Origin of the sequence: Micavibrio sp. TMED2, assembly GCA_002168225.1 — a bacterium.
In the GTDB taxonomy this organism is placed as follows: Bacteria; Pseudomonadota; Alphaproteobacteria; order TMED2; family TMED2; genus TMED2.
Genome location: NHBH01000009.1, coordinates 708,088 through 729,247, shown reverse-complemented (window position 1 = coordinate 729,247; position 21,160 = coordinate 708,088). Strand labels below are relative to the sequence as shown.

Here is a 21,160-nt window from a genome sequence, read left to right as displayed (position 1 = left end):
TAACCAATGAGTTGCATACTGTTGATATGACACAAGAAAATGCACAAATGATCCAATCAAGGCGCAGTCTGGTCCGCACCAGACCGGCAAATGTCACCAGTCATGACTACCTGATTGATCTGAAGATCAAGCTGTCGCCGGATTATGGCAGCAGCCAACTCAGCCTGCTTCTACGCTATGTGCCGGATCGTGATTTACTGCGCAACAACGCCATGCGGGAGTACTGGCGGTTTGTCGAAGCGACTGAATGGGCAGCAGAGTCAGAGCTTGCTCTCGCCATCCTCGAGGACCTGAACAACGAATTGATCCCCCGCTGGCTGCAGGTACAGATACGCGATGATAATCTGTCGGATTATGTGCAGGGCGTGATGATCACGGTCGAGGACCGGCAGCCGGGCTGGCATAATCAGTATCTGCTGTCACGTATCGGACAGGTCGTCTTCTAGCATCTTTGCTAATCGCCAGCCTTCTGCCGCCTGCTATGGGCATCGACGGCAATATCATCAAGCTCGATATTCTCAAGCCGCTGGAGCCGGGCATCCTCTGCCGCTTCCAGTTCTTCCTGCGCCAGTTCGAACTTCTTGACCTCCTGAAATGCCTCGCGCACTTCCTCGGTCTTCTCGGCAATCTGCTGATCGAGGGATTTCAGCGCCTGTTGCAAGCTGTTCCGGCGCTTGATCATGCCTTCGGTATAATTCCCGAATGTCCCCGCGGCGATAAAGTCGGTTTCCGCAAGAGCCGCCTGTTCGCGCTCATAATCCGCCTGCAGTTTGGCAATTTCCTGCTCAATCCGGGTATAGGCGGCATTCAATTGACCAAGCTGGCGGCGCTGCTCGTCGAGGTCCCATTGCCGGATACGGATCAGGGCTTTGTAATCTGTAGCCATTCTCTATCCGTTACCTGTCCACCAGCGATCAATGCCGGGTCGGTTCGGCATCGGTTTCAGTGTTATCCGGCATGGATAGTTCATGCACGCCCTCAACCTCGTCCGGGCCATAGGCATCCGGGTGATAGCTGGTGCCCAATACCTTGGCGAGCTTCTTGTAACCGGTTTCGAGATCGGTCGGATCGCCCTTGTTCTGCGAGATAAAGTTCTCAATCCCCGGATAGAGCTCGATCGCCCGGTCAATCTCCGGATCACTGCCCTTGCGGTAGGCACCGAGCCGGATCAGCTCGGCCATGTTCTCATAGGCCGAGACCAGCTTCTTGGCATTGCTGACCAACTGGTTCTGTTCGGCGGTATTGCAGTCCGGCATGGTCCGGGAAACCGAGCGCAGAATATTGATCGCCGGATAACGGCCCCGCTCGGCAATCTGGCGGTCGAGTACAATATGGCCGTCAATGATGCCGCGCACCGCGTCGGAAATCGGCTCGTTATGGTCATCGCCCTCAACCAGAACCGAGAACAGACCGGTAATGCTGCCCTGCTCCACACCCGGTCCGGCACGTTCCAGCAGTTTCGCCAGTTCCGAGAAGGTGGTCGGTGGATAGCCCTTGGAGGTTGGTGGCTCCCCGGCGGAGAGGCCGATTTCGCGCTGCGCCATGGCAAAGCGGGTGACACTGTCCATCAGGCAGAGCACATCCAGCCCCTGATCGCGGAAATATTCACAGATCGACAGGGTGGTATAGGCCGCCTGCCGACGCATAACCGCCGGTTCATCCGATGTGGCAACAACCACAACCGCCCGTTTCAGGCCTTCCGGCCCGAGGTCATCTTCGATGAACTCCTGCACCTCGCGGCCACGCTCGCCGACCAGACCGATGACAATGACATCGGCAGAGGTATAGCGCGCCATCATCGACAACAGGGTAGATTTACCGACACCGGAGCCGGAGAAGATACCCATCCGCTGACCACGGCAGCAGGTCAGGAAGGTATTGATACCCCGCACCCCGAGATCGATCTTGTCACCGATCCGGCGGCGGCTTTGTGCTGGCGGGGCAGTATTCTTGAACGGGATACCGGCACTGCCCTGCGGCAGGGCGCCCTCACCGTCAATCGGCTGGCCAAGCGCATTAACAATTCGTCCCAGCCAGGCATCGCAGGGAAAAATCCGTGCCTCATCGCGGCTGACCTCTACCTCACAGCCAAGGCCGATGCCTTCAAGCGCGCCATAGGCCAGCATCAATGCCTTGCGATCGCGAAAACCCACCACCTCGGCCGGAACCACGCGGCCATCACGGGCCTCGATATCGCAGCGGCCACCAATGGCAAGGGCGTGTTGAATACCCGCGACCTCGACCAGCATCCCCTGAATGGCGGTGACGCGGCCATACTCCCGCACGGCGTCCGCGCCGTTGAGCAAACTGTCAAAGGTCTCGATCAGTGGATCCATGGGGCCATGTACGCTCTTTGGAAAACCAACAGTTTGCCTGCTTATGAAAACAAACTGTCTTTTTCCTTCATAAACATTCAACCTGAAATGAATGCGGTGTTAAGTTTTGTTAATAATTTTATCCTATGGTGTCTCAGAGGGAAACAGATAGCAAAGAGAGAGGGCTACCAATATGCGTGTTTTGCTGATTGAGGACGATCTGAGCACATCCAACAGCATTTCGCTGATGCTCCGGTCCGAGGGTTTTATCGTTGACCATACCGACCTTGGGGAAGACGGTCTGGAGATCGGCAAAATCTATGATTACGACATCATGATTCTCGACATCATGCTGCCCGACATCGATGGCTATGAAGTCCTCAGACGGTTGCGTTCCGCGCGTGTTGATACCCCGATCCTGCTGCTTTCCGGCTTGAGTGAGCCGGATGCCAAGATCCGCGGCTTTGGTGTTGGTGCCGATGATTACCTGACCAAACCATTCGACAAACGTGAGCTGATCGCCCGGATTCAGGCGATTGTCCGCCGCAGCAAGGGCCACTCACAGAACATCATCACCACCGGTGTTCTTGATGTCGATCTCGACAACCGGACCGTCTCCGCCAATGGCAAACCGGTACATCTGACCGGAAAAGAGTACTCGATTCTGGAGCTGCTCTCCTTGCGCAAGGGCACGACCCTGACCAAGGAAATGTTCCTCAACCACCTTTATGGCGGTATCGACGAGCCGGAGTTGAAGATCATCGACGTGTTCGTCTGCAAGCTGCGCAAGAAGCTGGCGAAATCTACCAATGGCGAGAACTATATCGAGACTGTCTGGGGTCGTGGCTATGTGCTGCGTGATCCGCAGCCCGATATGTCAGCCGAGGATCTGCCGGTCGCCAGCAGCGCCTGAACCGGCCCCTGACCAACTTAAATCACGGAAATAATAATGCTGTTGCTATGGATCAGACCGTAGCAACAGCATGTTGTTTGAGGAGGACGTTGGAACCCGGCGGCCCATTGGCAGTCACTTCAAATACGCCACGCTGTTCCCGGATTGCCTTGAACCGGTCAGTAACTCCGATAATGGTTTCGGCACCGCCGAGGAATAACAACCCGTCATCAGGCATCCGGCGGCTGAGACGCTCCAGAACCTGTGTCTTGGTCGGCCCGTCAAAATAAATCAGGACGTTACGGCAGAAAATCACGTCGAAAATGCCGAGCGTGCCCGCATCTTCCATCAGGTTGAAGGTCTTGAAGGTGATGTGCTTGCGCAATTCATCCTTCACAATCCACTTGTCGGATTCCTGGGTGAAATGCTTGACCAGCATCTGAATTGGCAGCCCGCGCTGTACCTCGAACTGGTTATACTCACCGCGGCGCGCCTTATCGACCATCTCCTGTGAAATATCAGTCGCCAGAATCTCAATCTTCCAGCCCGCGAGCTTGGCCTGCTCCTCATGTAGCACCATCGCCATGGAATATGGCTCCTGGCCGCTGGAACAGGCAGCTGACCAGATACGGATAAGCCTGCTGCTCCGGCGCGATTGCAACAGTCGCGGCAGCACGAAATTTCTGAATTGCTCAAATGGACGCTGATCCCGGAAGAATGAGGACTCATTGGTCGTCATCGCCTCGGTGATGTCACTGATCAGTGCCGGTGTCTGCTGACGGCGGACAGCATCGGCGAGATCATCAATATTCTTCATGCCCTGCTGGCGGGCAACCGACATCAGTCGGGATTCCAGCAGATACGCCTTGTCCGGGGTCAGGTGGATACCCGACTTGGTTTTCACCAGCTTGGCAAAGAGGTCGAAATCACCTTCTCTCATGGCAATCTCATCCTCTGGTCCGCGTTGCGTAGTTCAGCAACTGCGGCCCAATTTCCTTGATTGGCAAAATCTGGTTACAGATACCGGCATTGGCAACCGCCCCCGGCATCCCCCAGACAACACTTGTCTCCTCATCCTGTGCAATAACCGTTCCGCCGGCATTGACGACTTCCTGCGCACCTTTGAGACCATCCTGCCCCATGCCGGTCAGAATGACGGTCAGCAGACGCCGACCATAAATCTTGACCAGACTGCGCAGCATCGGATCAACCGCCGGGCGACAGAAGTTTTCCGGCTCTTCCTGATTGAGGCTGATCACCTGCTGGCCATCAACGCTTTGTACCGTCATGTGATAACCGCCAGGCGCCACATAGATACGGCCATCGGCTACCGGTTCGCCGTCCTGTGCCTCACTGCAATTCACGCCGCATTGCTTGGCGATATGGTTGGCCAGAATATTGGTAAATGTGCCGGGCATGTGCTGGGTGATGAAGATCGGCTGACGAATGCCTGAACTGAAATGCTTCAACACCTCGAACAGGGCCTGCGGGCCGCCGGTCGAGCTGCCGATGGCAATGGCATCGGGCATCGGTACCGTCGCGGCTCGGGTGACAATCTCGCGTTTGGGGGCTGCAACCTTGCGCTCATGCGGCAGCGTCGGGCGGGACGGGCGACGGGTTGGATCGGAAGGACGAACCCCCTGATCGCGGGCACTCTTGCCCAGCCCCTTGACCTTGCGGATCAGCTCGAGCTTGAAATCATTGGCGCTGCTCAGCTCACGGCTGGTCGATGGCTTCAGCATACATTCGGCAGCACCGATCTCAAGCGCCCGAATGGTGGTGGTGGCATTGCGGTCGGTCAGGGTCGACAGAACGATGATCTTCACCGCCGGATCAATCTCCATCAGCTTCGGCAAGGCGGTAATCCCGTCCATCACCGGCATTTCCACATCGAGAACAATCACATCAACCGGAGTCCGTTTGAGTGAGTTGATCGCCATCTGGCCATCATTGACCGATGCCGAAACCGTTATCTCGGTGTCGGATTCAAGCACGCGCGAGATCAGTCCGCGGGTGACTGCGCTGTCATCAACGAGCATGACGCGGCAAGGCTCCACGGCCAGAGGCACCGGCACCTTTTGCTGCGCGTTATCCGCTGCGGCCTTATTGTTTTCCTGCTCAGTCACAGACATTGACGCTCCCGCCACCGTCGCAACAGCTCAGCCTGGCTAACTCACGCAGAAAACTATGGTTCATGGCAGTTTTTGACACGCTGCCCGTTCCCCCACCCCGGTTAAATCACGCCAATCTGGCGAAACTTGCCCTGCAAGATTTCGCTGTCAAAAGGCTTGAACATATATTCGCTGGCACCAGCCGCGAGCGCCTCATGGATATTTTCCATGTCGCTTTCGGTGGTGCAGAAGACAACTTTCGGCATTTTGCTGCCGGCAAAATCGGACAGCTGGCGCAAAAACTCGATGCCGGTCATGACCGGCATGTTCCAATCGAGCAGGATGACAGCGGGCATTTCCTCGCGGCATGCAGCCAGCGCTTCCTCACCATCGGCGGCTTCGACACAGCCGAAGCCCAGTTCTTCCAGAATTTTGCGAGCGACACGACGAACGATGCGGCTATCGTCGACAACCAGACAGGTTTTCATTTTGCATGCAACATAGGTAACGGCATCAACATTACGGATTCACTTTAACCCTAAGCAGCTTGAGAGTCTGCAAAACTTAGCAAACGTCCGATATCAAGGATAACTAATAACTCACTATCAAGCCGATGGATACCCGCAGAGACATCGAGCCAGCGCCGGTCCATGGTTGCCGGGTTCTTCTCGAAGCTGGCTTCCTCCAGATTGAGCACCTCGCCCACCTCATCGACGATCAGGCTGTATAGCTCGTTCTCGTGCTCGACCACGATGCTCATCTCCCGCAGATTCTGCGGACGGCTCTCCAGTTCGAGGCGTGAACGCACATCGATAGCCGTGACGATCCGGCCACGCAGGTTCAGCGAACCGGCCACTTCCGGCGGGGCCAGCGGGATTCTGGTGATGCGCTGCGGGCCGAGGACATCCTGCACCTGCAGTACCGGAATACCGAACAGCTGCTTGGCGATACGCATGGTGACATAATCCCAATGCGCATCATGGTTGACACTCAATTGCCGCTCGAGGGCTGTAGAAAGAACCGTCATGATCAAGCCGCTCCCTTGTTCTCTGATAATGTTTCAGCCAGCGTCTGCAACAGGCCTTCCCGGTCAAACTTGGCTACATAGTCCGTAAATCCAGCTTGGCGGCCACGGTCAAGATCCTGATCCGATGCATGGGCCGACAGGGCAACCAGCGGGGTTTCACGCCAGCGGCTGTCCTGCTTCAATTTGTGCGCCAGTTCAAAACCGCTCATGCCCGGCATTTCGATATCGCTGACGATGGCGTCGAACGGCTCACCGGCACTGCAGATTTCCAGCGCCTCACCGGCACTGTCCACGGTGGTTACCGAGTACCCGGCTGCCACCAGCAATGGACGCATGAGGTTGCGGAAGAACGGGCTGTCATCAACCAGCAGGATGCGTTTCTCAACACCCGGCGTTGCCACCTGACGCGGCTTGGCCGAGAACCAGTCGGCAAATGCCTGGCTCAGGAAGAAACCGACATCGATAACCTCGGTCGCCTGTCCGGCGATGATCGCGCTGCCGACCAGACCGTCACGTTCTGGTGCCAGCTGTACCTTGATGCTGTCCTCGACAATATCGACGATTTCGTCGACCACGAGGCCCATCGAGCGGTCACCATCGGCAAAGACCAGTATCGGGTGGCTTTCCTTGGCCGAGAAGTCATGCTCGCTGTTATGCGGGATCAGCGGCATAAGCTGACCGCGATACTGGATAACCGGCGAACCGCTTGAATATTCGATACGGTTGGTCTCCACATCCTCAAGGCGGGCAACCAGTGCCAGCGGCACTGCCTTCGGCGTTTTGTTGCCAGCGCGGAACATGAGCAACGAGACCAGATCATCAGCAGCGCTTGCCCGCTGTTTCTCTTCCTCAACCGCATCAGTCTGGCTGGAGGCAATCTCGCCGGTGGTATTGGCGATACCGTTCGGATCAAGGATCATGATCACGCTGCCGTCACCAAGGATGGTGTTGCCGGAATAAATCTCGATATGCCGCAGGATCGGCGAGACCGGCTTGACGACGATCTCCTCGGTATCGAAGACCTGATCGACAATGATACCGAAGGAATAGTTGCCGACCTGGCTGACCACGATATAGCTGTCGCTGCCCTCGTCGATCTCTGCGGTTGCCTCGGCATTGCTCATCAGACCGAGCAGTTTGCGCAGATGCACCAGTGGCAACAGACGGTTGCGCAGGCGCAAGACCGGCGTCCCCTTGATCCGCTCGATCCGGTGATCGCTGTTGGCAGAAGTGCGGACCAGTTCCAGCACGCTGATCTGCGGGATGGCAAAGCGTTCCTTGCCGGATTCCACGATCAGGGCAGAGACAATCGCAAGGGTCAGCGGGATCTTGATGGTAAAGGTCGAGCCCTTGCCCTCTTCCGAGGCCATGTCGATGGTACCGCCGATCCGCTCGATATTGGTGCGGACCACATCCATGCCGACACCGCGACCGGAAACCGAGGTTACGGCTTCGGCTGTCGAGAAACCGGGACGGAAGATAAGCTGCTGGATCTGCTGCTTGGTCATGCTGTCCAGTTCGCTTTCGCTGACCAGACCGTTTGACAGTGCCTTCGCCTTGATCTTGTCGAGCGCCAGACCACGGCCATCATCGGCAATCTTGATGATGATGTGTCCGCCCTCGTGATAGGCGTTCAGGTGAATTTTGCCCACATCGGGTTTGCCGACCTTGCGGCGATCCTCGGGCTTCTCCAGCCCGTGATCAGCGCTGTTGCGGATCATATGGGTAAGTGGGTCGCGGATCAGCTCAAGCACCTGACGGTCAAGCTCGGTTTCCGCGCCGTTCATCACCAGTTCGATCTTCTTGCCCAGATCATGGCCAAGGTCACGGATGATCCGGGGCAGCTTGGCCCAGGCATTGCCTATCGGCTGCATCCGGGTTTTCATCACCCCGTCCTGCAGTTCGGATACGACCTGATTGAGACGTTGCAGCGGTGCGTTGAACTCGCTGTCCTTCATCTGCCGCAGGATCTGCAGCAGCTGGTTCCGGGTCAGCACCAGCTCGCTAACCATGGTCATCAGATTTTCGAGCACATCCACATTGACGCGGATCGACTGATTGGCGAGTGAGCTCTCGCGGGCAACTGCCGCGGGCTCAGCAGCTTGGGTTGCCTCAGGGGCTGCCGCCGGTGTGGCCACCTCTGGCTCATCCGCCTCGTCAACCACGCCCTCGCTCAGGCGCTGGGCAACTTCATCGACCAGCCCCTTGGCACCAGCCGGGGTATCGTCGGCATCCGGATTGTTCGGGAATAACTCGTGAATGGCTTCCTGCATGGCCGCCTCTTCAGCCGCCATGGCACTGACCTCATCGGCAGCGTCAGCGATATCATCTGCCGGGGTCGCAGGGGCCGACTGGACCGAACCGCTCTCAGCCAAGGCGTCCAGACGCGCAATCAGATCGGCATCGTTGCCCGGTGGCTCGGCTTCGGTCTGTTCCAGCGTGGACAGGATAACCTTGATCTGGTCGAGGCTCTCAAGGATCAGGGAGACCGCCTCCGGGGTAACGGTCATTTCACCGCTACGGAACTTGCCAAGGACATTCTCACCCGAGTGAGCGACCGCCTCCAGACGGGGCAGACCGAGGAAACCGCAGGTACCCTTGATCGTGTGCACCAGACGGAAGATGTTGCCCAACAGTTCAGGGTCGTTGGGATTTTTCTCGAGATTGACCAATTCAACATCGAGCGTGTCCATGCTCTCATTGGTCTCAGTCAGAAATTCGCTGAGCAGGTCATCCATGGCTGTACCCCGTTCTTTTTATTGCCGCTTCGGTGACTGTCACCACATCGCCTAGCCCGCGAGTATGATGATTTTTTACAAACGATATCTTAATCACCGCAGCCAAAAATTGATTAAAAAGCATTTCCACCCGTTCTGCGACGCCGACAACGCGCTTTATGCGATGGAAACAATGCCTATGGCAGCCCGGCAACAAGCGGGCAGCGCCAGACAGGCCGCCTGAGCGACCATATTCCAGTATATCAGCGGTCATCAGGCCGGCCCCATATGTATATCGAGACGATCCGCACTGATCGGATCAAAGGTGAGATAGAACCCGTTGTTTCGGATCAGTTTTCCGGTCACATAGGCATGAACGGTCCGGGGGTCGAGTTCATCCGGCGTCACCTGCCCGTCAAAGGCGGTGCGGCTCGGCTCAGACAGCCCCGGTTCGCGCCCGAGGAGCCGCAGGGTCAGACGACCGCGATCTTCCTGGCAGGCGAGTTCGATGGTCCCCCGCTGCAGCGCTTCTTCAGCCAGCAGCAGGGCACAAAGGATCATACGGGAAACGGAATTATTGGCACGCTCGAACGGCACGACGAGATAACGCGGCCAGTCCAGTTCGATACGCCCGACCGAAAACAGATCGCAGGCAACCTGACGGGCATCGAGGATTGGCACCGCCCGTTGCTGGCTGCCCGCTCCATGGGCCAGACGGAAATAGGCCAGCCGCCGGGCAGCAACCAGCGCAGATCCGCCGATCAGCTCAATCGCATCGTCGCGGATGTCATCACCGATTTCATTGATCAGCTCGATGCCATTGGTAATCGCCCCGATCGGGCTGACCAGATCATGACAGAATCTGGAGATCAAAAGCTCGCTCAACCGCAGATCCTCGGCAGCATCATGCGCCGGAACTGCATTATGGTGGTCATCGACTTTACGCTTTGAGGTCGGTGGCATCGCTTCCATATCCCTGTTTAACATTTTCTGAACCGGCGCACGATCTATTGCTTGTCGAAACTTGCCTGAGAACACACAATAAAGTGCCAGTCCAAACGGTATGAAGGACAGTGTCACCCAATCTGGCAAAGAGAGTGTTAACAACGAGCGAATTTCTTAATTTCGCCCTCAACGACAAATCAATCAGAAGGATTTTAGTGTGAGCAATCTCAACGATATGGGCGACAGACTGCTGGTTCCGGGTTCATTCGTGCGCAATCCGGCAGCTGACGATTGGGGCCTCGGCCAGATCCAGAGCGCGATCGGGCACCGGATTACCGTCAATTTCGAGCACCGCGGCAAAGTTGTTCTCGATACAACGCAAATTGACCTTATCCCCGCGCAAGAAGACTGCTAAGTCATCGGGTGACTTTCAGGACCGGTCGGTTTCCGGCCTGAACTCCCTTTACGTTGCCTGATGATGAAATCCCATGATCCCACGCTATACCCGTCCCGAAATGGCTGCCATTTGGGAGCCCGAGAACAAATTCCGTATCTGGCTCGAGATTGAAGCCCATGCCTGTGATGCACAGGCCGAACTCGGTGTTATCCCGAAGGAAGCTGCCAAGGCGGTCTGGGAGCGTGGACAGTTCGATGTGGCGCGTATTGATGCGATCGAAGCCGAGACCAAGCACGACGTCATCGCCTTCCTGACCAACCTTGCCGAATATGTCGGCCCGGAAGCCCGGTTCGTGCATCAGGGCATGACCTCTTCCGACGTTCTCGACACCACCCTGTCAGTGCAGCTGAAACAGGCAACCGAGCTGCTGATGGTCGGCCTCGACCGTCTGCTCAAGGCGCTGAAGGACCGTGCCTATGAGCACAAGGACACGATCTGTATCGGTCGCAGCCACGGCATACATGCCGAGCCGGTCACCTTTGGCCTGAAACTCGCCAACCATTACGCCGCCCTCGAACGCCAGCGTGAACGTCTGGTCCGGGCACTGGACGAGATCGCCACCTGTGCGATTTCCGGTGCGGTTGGCACCTTTGCCAATATCGATCCGGCGGTTGAGGCCCATGTGGCCGACAAGATGGGCCTGAAAATCGAGCCGGTCTCAACCCAGGTTATCCCACGCGACCGCCACGCCTATTACTTCTCCGTGCTCGCCGGTATCGCTGGCTCAATCGAGAATCTGGCAACCGAAATCCGTCACCTGCAACGCACCGAAGTGCGTGAGGCAGAGGAGTATTTCAGCCCCGGCCAGAAGGGTTCCTCGGCCATGCCGCACAAGCGCAACCCGGTCCTGACCGAGAACCTGACCGGCCTCGCCCGTCTGGTACGCGGCATGGTGATCCCGGCACTGGAGAATGTCGCCCTCTGGCATGAGCGGGATATCTCACACTCATCGGTCGAGCGCATGATCGGCCCGGACGCGACCGTCACCCTCGATTTCGCCCTGCACCGCATGGCGCTGGTGATCGAGAAACTGCTGGTCTATCCAGAAACCATGATCGCCAATATGAACCGCCTCGGCGGCCTCGTCTTCTCACAACGCGTGTTGTTGGCCCTCACCCAGGCCGGTGTCAGCCGTGAGGATGCCTATCGTCTGGTTCAGCGCAATGCCATGTCAGTCTGGGCAATCGAGGGCGACCGCACCGGTGCCTTCATGAACAGCCTGCTCAAGGATGGCGAGGTTACCGCCGCCATCAATGAGGATGCGCTGAAGGCCCTGTTCGATCTCAGCTATCACACCAAGAACATCGACAAGATTTTCGATCGCGTGTTCAGCTAATAAGAATAAACAACTAAAAACAAAGGATAAATCGTGAGCAAAGATCGAGCCTGGCAACGCATGCTGAGCGGGCGTCGCCTTGACCTCATCAACCCGTCCCCGGTGGATATCGAGTTCGAGGATATTGCCCACGGTTTATCCCGCGTTGCCCGCTGGAATGGTCAGACCAGCGGCGATCACAGCTTCAGCGTCGCCCAGCACAGCCTGTTGGTGGAAGACATCCTGCGGGATATTCTGCCCTCGGCCGGGCCGCGCGAAAGTCTCGCCGCCCTGCTCCATGATGCCCCGGAATATGTCGTCGGGGATCTGATCTCACCGTTCAAGAGTGCCGTCGGGATTGATTACAAGCAGTTCGAGACCCGGTTGCTCGAAGCGATCCATCTGCGCTTCGGCCTGCCAGCCATTCTGACAACCTCACTCAAACGCACCCTGAAACGGGCCGATCAGATCGCCGCCTATCTGGAGGCAACCCAGCTCGCGGGTTTTGCCCCGGATGAGGCGCGCAAGCTGTTCGGCACACCGCAGGAGGGATTGCACTACACGCTGACGCCGGAACCGGCAGAGACGATAAAAACCATGTTTATCAATCGGTTTTCGACCTGTCTTGCACGCTTTGACGAGCTTTAGGCGGGTCAGTAATCCCACTCGACGCTGAGGCCGACGCTGCTGCTGTTATCGGTGCCGGTCTTGCCCTCGAATTTGAGGATTTCGGTCAGTTCAACCTCGACCTCAACTTCGCTGCCGACATCACCGATGCCTTGGTTGACGCCGACGAAGACGCCCTCACTGATATACTTCCCGGCGGTGACGCTGCCGCCGCCCTCGGTCTGATCGATGCTGAGTTCATCAATGCCGAGCTGTTCCCGCGCCGTACCGATCACGCCGCGACCACTCCGCCCCTGCAGGGTGGCGAGCAGTTCGGTTGCCTGTACCGCCTGCACCGCCGACAGGTTGCCACGTGATTTGCCGAACAGGATGCGTGAGGCGATTTCCCCCTGTGCCAGCGGCGGCTCGGATTGCAGTTTGATTTCCGGTGTCGAGACCGGCCCTTCGACACTGATGATTGCCGTGATATCGCCCGCCGTCCGTGACGCGGCAATATCGAGCACCGGCGTATCATCCGGACCGACGAACTCCAGCCCGCCACGATCAAAGGTCCAGGTCTGACCAGCCACATCGAGCCGCCCTTCAACAAGACCGAAACTGCCTTCAATATCAGGTGATTGCGCTGTACCCTTGACGGCCACATTGCCGCCGACCTGCACATCCAACCCCAGCCCGCGAATGTAAATCCGCCCCGGTGCCTTGATGGCAATATCGAGCGCGGTGCGGATCGGGCTTGGCTTCTCTTCCTCGACCGGTTGCTCGCCTTCCGGCCTCGGGGTCTCATCAACCACATCAAGCCGTGCGACAGAGGCAGGCAGGCGTTTCGGCAGTTTGATCTCTGCCGACACGATGGTCAGGTCACCGGCCACGAGGTGATCAGACAACCGCCCCTCAATGCCGATATCTCCGGCCAGAACGAGGTCTAGCAAATCGCTCTGCACAATCTGGGCATCGTTGAAATCGAAATCGAGACTGATCGGCGTCTCTTCGCCAAAGCCGATACGGCCCTGACCGGTAACCGTACCACCATTGGCCCCGGTCGCTTCAAACTCTGTCAGTTCAAGCCCGCTTTGCGAACCGGTCATGCGGCCATGGATATTATCGAGCATGACGCCATGAACCAGATGCTGATAACTGGCATCGCGGAGCACCACCTCACCGCCATAGACCGGATTGCCGATGGTCCCACTCAGGCTGAGGGCCATGTCGACCATACCGGCAAGGCGATGCCCCTCGGCCTCGACAATCTGGTTCAGCAGGGCAAGGTCGAGATTACCATCGAACCGGCCCGATATATCACCATTCTCCGGCAGCGAAACACCGGCAATCGGTGCTGCGGCAGAGGCCGTCGCGACCAGCGGCATGGCCAGATCGATATCGAGCGGCCCGGCACCGTTGGCATCCGCACCCCTGGCCTGAATACTCAGCTTGCGACCATCCCAGCGACCGGTGCCCTGCAGGTGGTAGGGTGCCAGTGCCTGCCCTGTCTGACCGGTAGCGCCAAGATTGGAGAGATCGAAATTTACTGATCCATCAATAGTTTGTCTGGTTGCGTTGAGGTTAACATCAAGATCAGCCTGTCCCTTTGCCAGCGGCAGATTGGCGATCTCGGCAAAGTCCTTCAGCGCCCAATCACTTGCCTTGATGCTGGCCAACACACGATCCGGGCCATAGGTCCCGGCAATGTCCAGACGGTGCCCCGACAGGGTCAGTGCCGATGGCTGCAGTTCCACCCGCCGACCATTGGCGGATAAGGCAATCACCGCTGGTGCCACCAGACGCACAGGGAATGCGTCATAATCAATCTCAAGAGTACGCAACACGTATCGCTGCTTGCCTTCCGTCCCAACCGACAGCTGCACCCGCGCGGGTTCCCCATTCACCATGGCCCGGAGTGCGGCATCTGCCGTCATGTCGGCCCCTGCGCTGGCATTCACCTTGCCGCGCAGGTCGGCCAGCACGAACCCCGGCATCTCGACTGAACCATCGGCAATGGTCATGGCGATTGCCGGTGCGGCCATGGTGCCGGTTATATTAGCGCTGCTGCTGAACCGCCCTTTCAGATCAGGATTACCGGCAAACTGTCCGATGCCATCGAGCGATGGGGCCTTCACGTCAACCTTGAGACTTAACGGTCTCTCATCCAGCGGAGCCTGTCCCGACACATCCGCCGTCACGCCGAGCGCATCAAGCTGCAGCCGGGAAATATCAATCTGCGCATTACCCCATGACACATCCTGCCCGGTCAGCAGGATCGATTGGCCGGATAACAGGGTAAAGAGCTGCAACTTGGCCAACCGCTCGGCCTCGGGATCAATGCTGGCCTCCAGCTTTGTCTGGCGCATCGGGTGCCCGGCAATGGCGAAGCGGTCCGCGCCCTTCGGCTGCGCCAGTGCGACCGCAATGACCTGACCGGTCCGGGTTACTTCACCGGCAATGACCAGATCACCGGACAACACCGGATCAATCCGCCCGGCATTGGTCAATTTTATTTCTACATCAGAGACTTGCCGTTCACTGCTAAATCCCTTTGGACGCAACATCAGGCTCGCGCTATTGCCAGTCAGCGTTGCTTCGAGCCCGGTGATACTGGCGAGGTTTTCCGTGTTCATATCTGGCCAGTCAACCGCCAGCCGGGGTGTTGCGCCGAGCAATGCCTCAAGCCGTTCGTCGCTATATGTCGCCTGCTCCAGTCGCGCATTGAGGGTCAGGCTGCGTGCTGTGTCAGCGACGGGATCGGCTTCGGCAATCGTCAACTCGGTCTGGAGCAGACCAGCCAGCGGTAGTTGCTGGCCGAACAGCAGTCCGAGATCGGCAACCGGCATATCGCTGACCGTCACATCGGCCTTAACCGGCACGCCCTCGACCACACTCGCGGTCGCGGCAACCTGCCCCTGCAATAGCGTCACCGGATTGAGTACCAGATCGAGGCCACTGGTCGCCGGATCAACGGTAACTGTGCCCTCCAGAACCAGCCGGTTACCCATCTCCGCCAGCAGCGGTTGCATCGCTTGCTCAGACACCTCGATGCCAGACAAATCGACTTTATAATCAAAAAGTTGCGATTGATTATTAAGTAGGCCGGATAGTTGTTCAGCCGACAGCTGCGCAACCAATGATCCGGCCCTGATATCCTGTCCTGTAATCGCATCAAGGGCGAGCGTCAGGGTTGTTTGCTGGTCGAGGCCGGCATAGGCCAGATCAACCCGGCCGCTGCCCCAACCGATATCATCAGCGTAACCATAGGCATCAGCGGTACCCGCCAACACGAGGTTGAGCGCCATGACGGATTGCAGGACATCGCTGTCATCAATCTCTGCCCGCCCGGACAGGGTCGCTGGACCGGCACTCATGTTCTCCAGCAGCAGGGTTGGCGTTTCGGCTCCGAAGCTGGCGATCACGGTACCGGTTATCGGGCCATCCATCAGCCGGGCCAGTTGCTCATCGGGCCAGTCAAGCACCGTAACCGCAGGCTGCATCGTCAGCGTAATGACCTCGCCCAGCCGCTGGATCGAAAGCGGCACCGTCGCCTGCACCAGATCGGGCATGGTGAGCGCCAACTGCCCTTCCCAGGCATTGAGATTGCCCGCCCCGTCGAGGGTCAGGGTAACCGGCATCGGGTCACCAGCGAAGAGCGCAGAGAGTGCCCCTGCTGGATCATCAAACCCGGCAGCAAGATCGAGCGATCCAACCTGCGGATCAACCGCCAGCTTCACCCGACCGGAAACCGCTCCTTCCTCTTGCTCAAGCGTCAGCAGCACATTTTTTTGTGCATCAGAATTACGAGGTAAGCCAATGTTTCCATTTATGTTTACAACAACGGCTTCTTGTTCAGACGCAGTTATCGCGAGATGGTTAACGGCAAGTTCGCTGACCGTCACGTCCACCGGCAGTTGCAAGCCCTCGACCAGATCCCGGACGGCATCAATCTGCTCACCAATCGGGGCAGAAGGTTCGGACGGCGCTTCACTCTCCGGCAGGGTTACGCGTGGGTTCTCAACCGCCAGACGGTTGATCACCAGCGACCGCCGCAACAGGGCACCGGGTGACCATGAGAACTCGAACCGGTCGAAGCCGAGCAGTTCCACACCATTGTTATGGAGCACCAGATCATCAACTGTCAGTGCTGACCACAGGCTGCCCTCGATCGTACCGAGCGACAGCTCATACCCGGCATCAGCCGCCTGAGCGGTTGCCAGCTTGCCGAGATAGCGGTGGCCCGCCGTGGTATCGAGCCATGCAAGCAGTGCCAGCGGCGCACCAATGACAAGGGCGAGCAGCAGCAGAACCACGACAGGCCAGCGTCTGCGTCGTTTGCCTGTTGGTTGTTCGGTTATGTCGTTGCTGTTCTCGGTCACGGGATCACGCATTGTTGCGGTTAGAAGGCCTGACCGAGGCTGAAATATATCTGGAAGGCATCATCATCGTCATCAGCGTTGATCGGTACGCCAAAATCCACACGCAGGGGCCCAAAACCGGTGTAATAGCGCAAGCCGAGACCGGCGCCCAGGCGCGGGTCTTCACTGAAATCGACAAAGCTCTCATCGGTCACAATACCGGCATCAACAAAGGGTACCACACCGATTGTGTCGGTAATGCGGATGCGCATTTCGAGATTGAGCTCGGCCAGCGAGCGGCCACCGCTCGGGTCGTTGTTGCTGTCCTTGGGCCCGATCGCCTGATGGGCATAGCCACGAACCGAGCCATCACCGCCACTGAAGAACCGCCGGTTAGCCGGAATATTGTCGGTACTCGCACCAAAAATGCTGCCAAAGCTGGCACGGCTGGCCAGAACCGCCACATCATCTTCCCACAGGCTCCAGAAATGCCGCCCGTCAACCCGGCTGATCAGGTAGGGTTGGCTGGCATCGGTCAGAGTCAGGACCGGCTCCAGCAACAGATCAATCGCATAGCCCTCGGTCGGATCAAGGACGTCATTGGTCTTGTCGAGGCTTAAGCTATTGGGAAATGCCAGCGTGACAAACAGCTTGCTGGCGGTATCGTCATTATCCTTGATGTCCTCAACCGCGAGCGTCACCCCGGTCCGGCCTCTGGTGTCATCGAACAGCGGGCGCTCCAGAGCTGCCGAAACCTCAAGCGCCTGCCGCTCATAGGCTTCCGGCGCTTCCACCTCGGCAGTCGCGTTCAAATACAGGGTCTGGTCGTTTCTGAGGAAGTCGAACTTCCTGAAATCCGCCTCGACGCCGTAATCGAAACCCTGCGCATCCGGGGCACCGATCCGGCCCACATGGGTCACGATATCAAGCTTTTCCGCCTCGCCCAGAATATTGCGATGGGACCAGCGCCCCTCAATACCGAAACCCTGATCGGTCGACAGGGTAATGCCGCCGCCAATGGTTCGGGATTTGCGTTCTTCAACGGTAATCTGCACGGGTAGCTGCACTGTTTCGGCATCGGGCGGCACGTCTTCAATATCGGCCAGTTCTACTGCAACGTTCGAGAACATCTCCAGTTCCAGAATTTTTGACCGGGTCGTGCGCATGCCGGTCGGCGAGAAGGTATCACCCTTGGCAAACTGCAGCCGCCGCATGACCGCCACCGGGGCAACGGTATCCAGCCCGTCCAGCCGAATATCACCATAAGTAACCAGGGGCCCGGGGACGTAGCGATACCAGACGTTGAGCTTTCTGGTCTCGTGATTGACCGTAATCCGCCGTTGTCCGGATCGGGCCAACGCATATCCGGCACTGCGGAGGGTGGCAATACCCACCGGCTCGGCCTCAAGCACATCGGCGGAGAGCGCCGGATCGCCGCTGCTGATCGGCAGATCACCGGCACCCAGCCCCGGCACCGAGCCGCCACCGGGCTGCTCCACATGCACGGTGCCCACTGTGTAAAGCGGGCCTGTTGCCAGCCTGATAACCGCAACCGGCATCGGCTCGCCGCCATCCTCGACAGGCGGACCGTCCGGTTCTACCTCAGTGATGATTGTGCTGGCGTAAAAGCCACGGGAGCGCATGACGTCATTGATGCGGTCGATATCGGCAATGGCCCGACGCTCAAGCGCGAAGAAGCTCGGCGCACCATCTTGCCGCAACTGCTCAAGCAAGATGGTATCGCGGATCAGTCCGCGGATTTCCTCGGCCTGTTCCTCATCAACATCATCAAGCCCGTCGATCCGGATGGTATAATCCAACGCCAGTGCCGGACGAACATAGTTCAGGGTGAGCAGAACCAGGATAGCGGTCAGAAACAGACCGACCAGCCGGACCGGACTTGGTCGTGTAAAAGCCATAAATAATCAGGCCACGTTCGCCATATTGAAGAAGTCGCTGTACAGGCTGTCGGTCATATCAATCAGCCGGTCCTGGGTCCAGTCAATGAACTCATGCAACCCATGGGCGACAATCATATCAATGCCCTGCGAGCTGATACCCGCACGCAATTCATCAATGATTTCAAGGGCAGTACCGCCGCCTTTTAAACCATAGCGCATCCGCAGGTCATTCAGGGTGACGTCAATGACCGACACGCAATAGCTGAGCGAGCGCGGGAAGCTCTGGTTGAGCAACAGGAAGCCGGCAATCATGGTCGGCTCCAGTCCGCGCGGATAGCTGCGGCGATAGGCGTGGAACGCGGCAGCGGCACGGAGCAGCGCCTGCCACTGCGAGGTATCCAGCGGCGAGCCTACATCCTCAAGCCGTGGCAGCAGGATATGATATTTGATGTCGACCAGCCGGGTGATCTGGTCGGCCCGCTCGGTATGTTTGCCGAGTTGATAGAATGACCAGCCCTGATCGCGCGGGAACGTGCCCTCGGCGATACCGGTATGGTTCTGGCAACTCTCACGGACGAAGTTGCAGACGCTGACGATGTTGTTATCGGCAATATCCAGCGGTCGCAGCGCCAGCATCCGGTTGTAGAACACGTTGAGCTGGGCCCAGATTTCCGAGGACAGCACCGGGCGCAACATCCGGGCATTCTCACGCGCATTGCGGATCGAGGAAACGATGGAGGATACATTCTCGCTGTCGAGCAGATAGAAATGCTTCACCGCTTCCTGCGTCAGCACCGGATGCGCTTCCTTGAACCGCTCCTCATCAGCGTTCAGGCTGACCACCGACTGCCAGCTAAGGGCATTGGCACCATCCTGACTGAAGGTATGGGTCACCGAGAGCAGACGCGCCATGGCTTCCGCCCGCTCCATATAACGACCGAGCCAGAACAGAGCCTCAGCATAACGCGCCAGCAGATGCCCGTGGCGACGACCGCTTTCAATGGTGGTGATGGCAGAACCGCTCATGATGACAGTACCCATGTATCCTTGGAGCCGCCGCCCTGACTGGAATTGACGACCAGTGACCCTTTTTTCAGGGCCACGCGGGTCAATCCGCCCGGTAGTACCCATGTATCCTTGCCCGTGATCGCGAAAGGACGCAGATCCACATGGCGCGGCTGCAAGCCCTCATCGGTGACGGTCGGGGAAACCGACAGGTCAATGGTCGGCTGGCTGATATAGTTTGCCGGATCGGCAATGAGTTTGGCGCGGAACTCCTCAATCTGCTCTGCCGTCGATTTCGGCCCGATCAACATACCGTAGCCACCGCTCTCGCCCACCGGCTTGACCACCAGATCGGCGAGGTTGTCGAGGGTATATTGCAGCCCCTCCTGCTCCCGGCACAGATAGGTGTCGACATTCGGCAGGATCGCATCCTGATCGAGGTAATATTTGATGATACGCGGCATATAGGCATAGATCGCCTTGTCATCGGCGACACCGGTGCCGATGGCATTGGCGATCGCCACCTTGCCTGCGCGCCATGACCGCACCAGCCCCGGCACGCCCAGCATGCTGTCGGGGCGGAATACCTCGGGATCGAGGAAATCATCATCGACCCGGCGATAGATGGTATCGACGCGCTCGGCCCCGCCGATGGTGTTCATATAGACGCAATCATCCTCGCCCACGAACAGGTCACGCCCCTCGACCAGCGCCACGCCCATCTCACGGGCAAGGAACACATGCTCAAAGAAGGCGGAATTGAAAATACCGGGCGACAGCAGCACAACGGTCGGATCACTCACCGATGGCTGGGCAATATCGGTCATCGCCTGCTGCAGGCGCATGCCGTAATCATCCACCGCCCTGATCTGGGCATCGCCGATGAGGTCCGAGAACACCCGCAGCATCATGTGGCGGTTCTCGATGACATAGGACACACCGGACGGCGTGCGGGCATTGTCCTCCAGAACCCGGAAGATGCCCTGCTGATCCCGGATCAGGTCGATGCCACAGATATTGACATAGGCGTTGTTGGCCACCTGCACACCGCGGGCCGCTTCACGGTAATTGGCATTGTTGAGCACCAGTTCGCGCGGCACGATACCGTCGGCGAGAATTTTCTGATCGGCATAGACATCGGTCAGGAAGGCATTGATGGCGGCAACCCGCTGCTGCACGCCTGCTTCCAGTATCTGCCATTCCTGCGCCGTGATCACCCGTGGCACCACGTCGAAGGGCAGAACCCGATCGATGGCATCGGCCTCGGAATAGACGGTGAAGGTGATGCCGAGATTATAAAACTCGCGGTCCACGCGCCCGGCGCGGATCTGCAGTTCCTCGATGCTGAGGGATTTCAGACGTTCAAGCACCTCACGCAACCCCTGCTCCGAAGCCCGGCCGGGGGCGGTCATTTCACAAAAGCTTGTACCTGGCTGATAGGCTTGCATCAGCCCCTGAATATCTGACATGGGGTGCCGCTTGATCGAGTGAATGGTTGTGCTGTCGTCCAA

Annotated in this window: 17 protein-coding genes; 5 read left to right on the top strand and 12 right to left on the bottom strand. The window is 58.1% G+C overall.

Translation table 11 applies throughout. The annotated features are described in order from the left end of the window. The first annotated feature begins 26 nt into the window (after window positions 1-26). A complete protein-coding gene (locus CBB62_15010) occupies window positions 27-446 on the top strand; it encodes a hypothetical protein (GenBank protein OUT39666.1) in 420 nt (139 codons plus the stop codon). A gap of 8 nt (window positions 447-454) precedes the next feature. Here CBB62_15010 and CBB62_15005 read toward each other — a convergent pair whose 3' ends face one another. Next, window positions 455-886, bottom strand: a complete 432-nt coding sequence (locus CBB62_15005; GenBank protein ID OUT39665.1) for a hypothetical protein — start codon at window positions 884-886, stop codon at window positions 455-457. A gap of 28 nt (window positions 887-914) precedes the next feature. Beyond that, a complete protein-coding gene (gene fliI, locus CBB62_15000) occupies window positions 915-2,336 on the bottom strand; it encodes a flagellum-specific ATP synthase FliI (protein ID OUT39664.1) in 1,422 nt (473 codons plus the stop codon). Window positions 2,337-2,508: 172 nt separating this feature from the next. Between fliI and CBB62_14995 the strand changes: the two genes are divergently transcribed. After that, complete coding sequence (locus CBB62_14995) at window positions 2,509-3,228, top strand: DNA-binding response regulator (GenBank protein ID OUT39663.1); 720 nt, start codon at window positions 2,509-2,511, stop codon at window positions 3,226-3,228. A gap of 52 nt (window positions 3,229-3,280) precedes the next feature. On the opposite strand, the gene CBB62_14990 is transcribed toward CBB62_14995, so the two are convergent. From CBB62_14990 to CBB62_14965, 6 genes are all read right to left on the bottom strand, one after another. Beyond that, window positions 3,281-4,147: a chemotaxis protein CheR gene (locus CBB62_14990; GenBank protein ID OUT39662.1), complete on the bottom strand. Its 867-nt coding sequence runs from the start codon at window positions 4,145-4,147 to the stop codon at window positions 3,281-3,283. 7 nt (window positions 4,148-4,154) lie between these two features. Further along, window positions 4,155-5,246, bottom strand: a complete 1,092-nt coding sequence (locus CBB62_14985; GenBank protein ID OUT39845.1) for a chemotaxis response regulator protein-glutamate methylesterase — start codon at window positions 5,244-5,246, stop codon at window positions 4,155-4,157. Between the two features lie 194 nt (window positions 5,247-5,440). Beyond that, entirely contained in the window at window positions 5,441-5,806 is a 366-nt protein-coding gene (locus CBB62_14980; protein ID OUT39661.1) for a two-component system response regulator, read from the bottom strand. Between the two features lie 50 nt (window positions 5,807-5,856). After that, window positions 5,857-6,345: a chemotaxis protein CheW gene (locus CBB62_14975; protein OUT39660.1), complete on the bottom strand. Its 489-nt coding sequence runs from the start codon at window positions 6,343-6,345 to the stop codon at window positions 5,857-5,859. 2 nt (window positions 6,346-6,347) lie between these two features. Beyond that, window positions 6,348-9,083, bottom strand: coding sequence for a hybrid sensor histidine kinase/response regulator (locus tag CBB62_14970; GenBank protein ID OUT39659.1), 2,736 nt, complete (start codon window positions 9,081-9,083; stop codon window positions 6,348-6,350). 252 nt (window positions 9,084-9,335) lie between these two features. After that, window positions 9,336-10,049 carry a hypothetical protein gene (locus CBB62_14965; GenBank protein ID OUT39658.1) on the bottom strand — a complete coding sequence of 238 codons (714 nt, stop codon included), beginning with the start codon at window positions 10,047-10,049 and terminating at the stop codon, window positions 9,336-9,338. 193 nt (window positions 10,050-10,242) lie between these two features. On the opposite strand from CBB62_14965, the gene CBB62_14960 reads away from it, so the two are divergent. From CBB62_14960 to CBB62_14950, 3 genes are all read left to right on the top strand, one after another. Then, window positions 10,243-10,422, top strand: coding sequence for a DUF3553 domain-containing protein (locus CBB62_14960; protein ID OUT39844.1), 180 nt, complete (start codon window positions 10,243-10,245; stop codon window positions 10,420-10,422). A gap of 73 nt (window positions 10,423-10,495) precedes the next feature. Next, window positions 10,496-11,800, top strand: a complete 1,305-nt coding sequence (locus CBB62_14955) for an adenylosuccinate lyase (GenBank protein ID OUT39657.1) — start codon at window positions 10,496-10,498, stop codon at window positions 11,798-11,800. Between the two features lie 60 nt (window positions 11,801-11,860). Then, entirely contained in the window at window positions 11,861-12,427 is a 567-nt protein-coding gene (locus CBB62_14950) for a hypothetical protein (protein ID OUT39656.1), read from the top strand. A 5-nt stretch (window positions 12,428-12,432) separates the two neighbouring features. Here CBB62_14950 and CBB62_14945 read toward each other — a convergent pair whose 3' ends face one another. From CBB62_14945 to CBB62_14930, 4 genes are read right to left on the bottom strand one after another with little or no spacing between them, the layout of a single operon-like run. After that, window positions 12,433-16,776 carry a hypothetical protein gene (locus tag CBB62_14945; protein ID OUT39655.1) on the bottom strand — a complete coding sequence of 1,448 codons (4,344 nt, stop codon included), beginning with the start codon at window positions 16,774-16,776 and terminating at the stop codon, window positions 12,433-12,435. An 8-nt stretch (window positions 16,777-16,784) separates the two neighbouring features. After that, window positions 16,785-18,662 carry a hypothetical protein gene (locus tag CBB62_14940; protein ID OUT39654.1) on the bottom strand — a complete coding sequence of 626 codons (1,878 nt, stop codon included), beginning with the start codon at window positions 18,660-18,662 and terminating at the stop codon, window positions 16,785-16,787. A gap of 6 nt (window positions 18,663-18,668) precedes the next feature. Further along, a complete protein-coding gene (locus CBB62_14935) occupies window positions 18,669-19,670 on the bottom strand; it encodes a hypothetical protein (GenBank protein ID OUT39653.1) in 1,002 nt (333 codons plus the stop codon). After that, window positions 19,667-21,118 carry a hypothetical protein gene (locus tag CBB62_14930; GenBank protein OUT39652.1) on the bottom strand — a complete coding sequence of 484 codons (1,452 nt, stop codon included), beginning with the start codon at window positions 21,116-21,118 and terminating at the stop codon, window positions 19,667-19,669. Before CBB62_14930 ends, CBB62_14935 begins: the two co-directional genes overlap by 4 nt. Between the last annotated feature and the right edge of the window lie 42 nt (window positions 21,119-21,160).

Bases quoted from the DNA above. Each gene is read 5' to 3' on its own strand.
- CBB62_15010 (OUT39666.1), top strand. From the start codon at position 27: ATGACACAAGAAAATGCACAAATGATCCAATCAAGGCGCAGTCTGGTC.
- CBB62_15005 (OUT39665.1), bottom strand. From the start codon at position 886: ATGGCTACAGATTACAAAGCCCTGATCCGTATCCGGCAATGGGACCTC.
- fliI (OUT39664.1), bottom strand. From the start codon at position 2,336: ATGGATCCACTGATCGAGACCTTTGACAGTTTGCTCAACGGCGCGGAC.
- CBB62_14995 (OUT39663.1), top strand. From the start codon at position 2,509: ATGCGTGTTTTGCTGATTGAGGACGATCTGAGCACATCCAACAGCATT.
- CBB62_14990 (OUT39662.1), bottom strand. From the start codon at position 4,147: ATGAGAGAAGGTGATTTCGACCTCTTTGCCAAGCTGGTGAAAACCAAG.
- CBB62_14985 (OUT39845.1), bottom strand. From the start codon at position 5,246: ATGCTCGTTGATGACAGCGCAGTCACCCGCGGACTGATCTCGCGCGTG.
- CBB62_14980 (OUT39661.1), bottom strand. From the start codon at position 5,806: ATGAAAACCTGTCTGGTTGTCGACGATAGCCGCATCGTTCGTCGTGTC.
- CBB62_14975 (OUT39660.1), bottom strand. From the start codon at position 6,345: ATGACGGTTCTTTCTACAGCCCTCGAGCGGCAATTGAGTGTCAACCAT.
- CBB62_14970 (OUT39659.1), bottom strand. From the start codon at position 9,083: ATGGATGACCTGCTCAGCGAATTTCTGACTGAGACCAATGAGAGCATG.
- CBB62_14965 (OUT39658.1), bottom strand. From the start codon at position 10,049: ATGTTAAACAGGGATATGGAAGCGATGCCACCGACCTCAAAGCGTAAA.
- CBB62_14960 (OUT39844.1), top strand. From the start codon at position 10,243: ATGGGCGACAGACTGCTGGTTCCGGGTTCATTCGTGCGCAATCCGGCA.
- CBB62_14955 (OUT39657.1), top strand. From the start codon at position 10,496: ATGATCCCACGCTATACCCGTCCCGAAATGGCTGCCATTTGGGAGCCC.
- CBB62_14950 (OUT39656.1), top strand. From the start codon at position 11,861: ATGCTGAGCGGGCGTCGCCTTGACCTCATCAACCCGTCCCCGGTGGAT.
- CBB62_14945 (OUT39655.1), bottom strand. From the start codon at position 16,776: ATGCGTGATCCCGTGACCGAGAACAGCAACGACATAACCGAACAACCA.
- CBB62_14940 (OUT39654.1), bottom strand. From the start codon at position 18,662: ATGGCTTTTACACGACCAAGTCCGGTCCGGCTGGTCGGTCTGTTTCTG.
- CBB62_14935 (OUT39653.1), bottom strand. From the start codon at position 19,670: ATGAGCGGTTCTGCCATCACCACCATTGAAAGCGGTCGTCGCCACGGG.
- CBB62_14930 (OUT39652.1), bottom strand. From the start codon at position 21,118: ATGTCAGATATTCAGGGGCTGATGCAAGCCTATCAGCCAGGTACAAGC.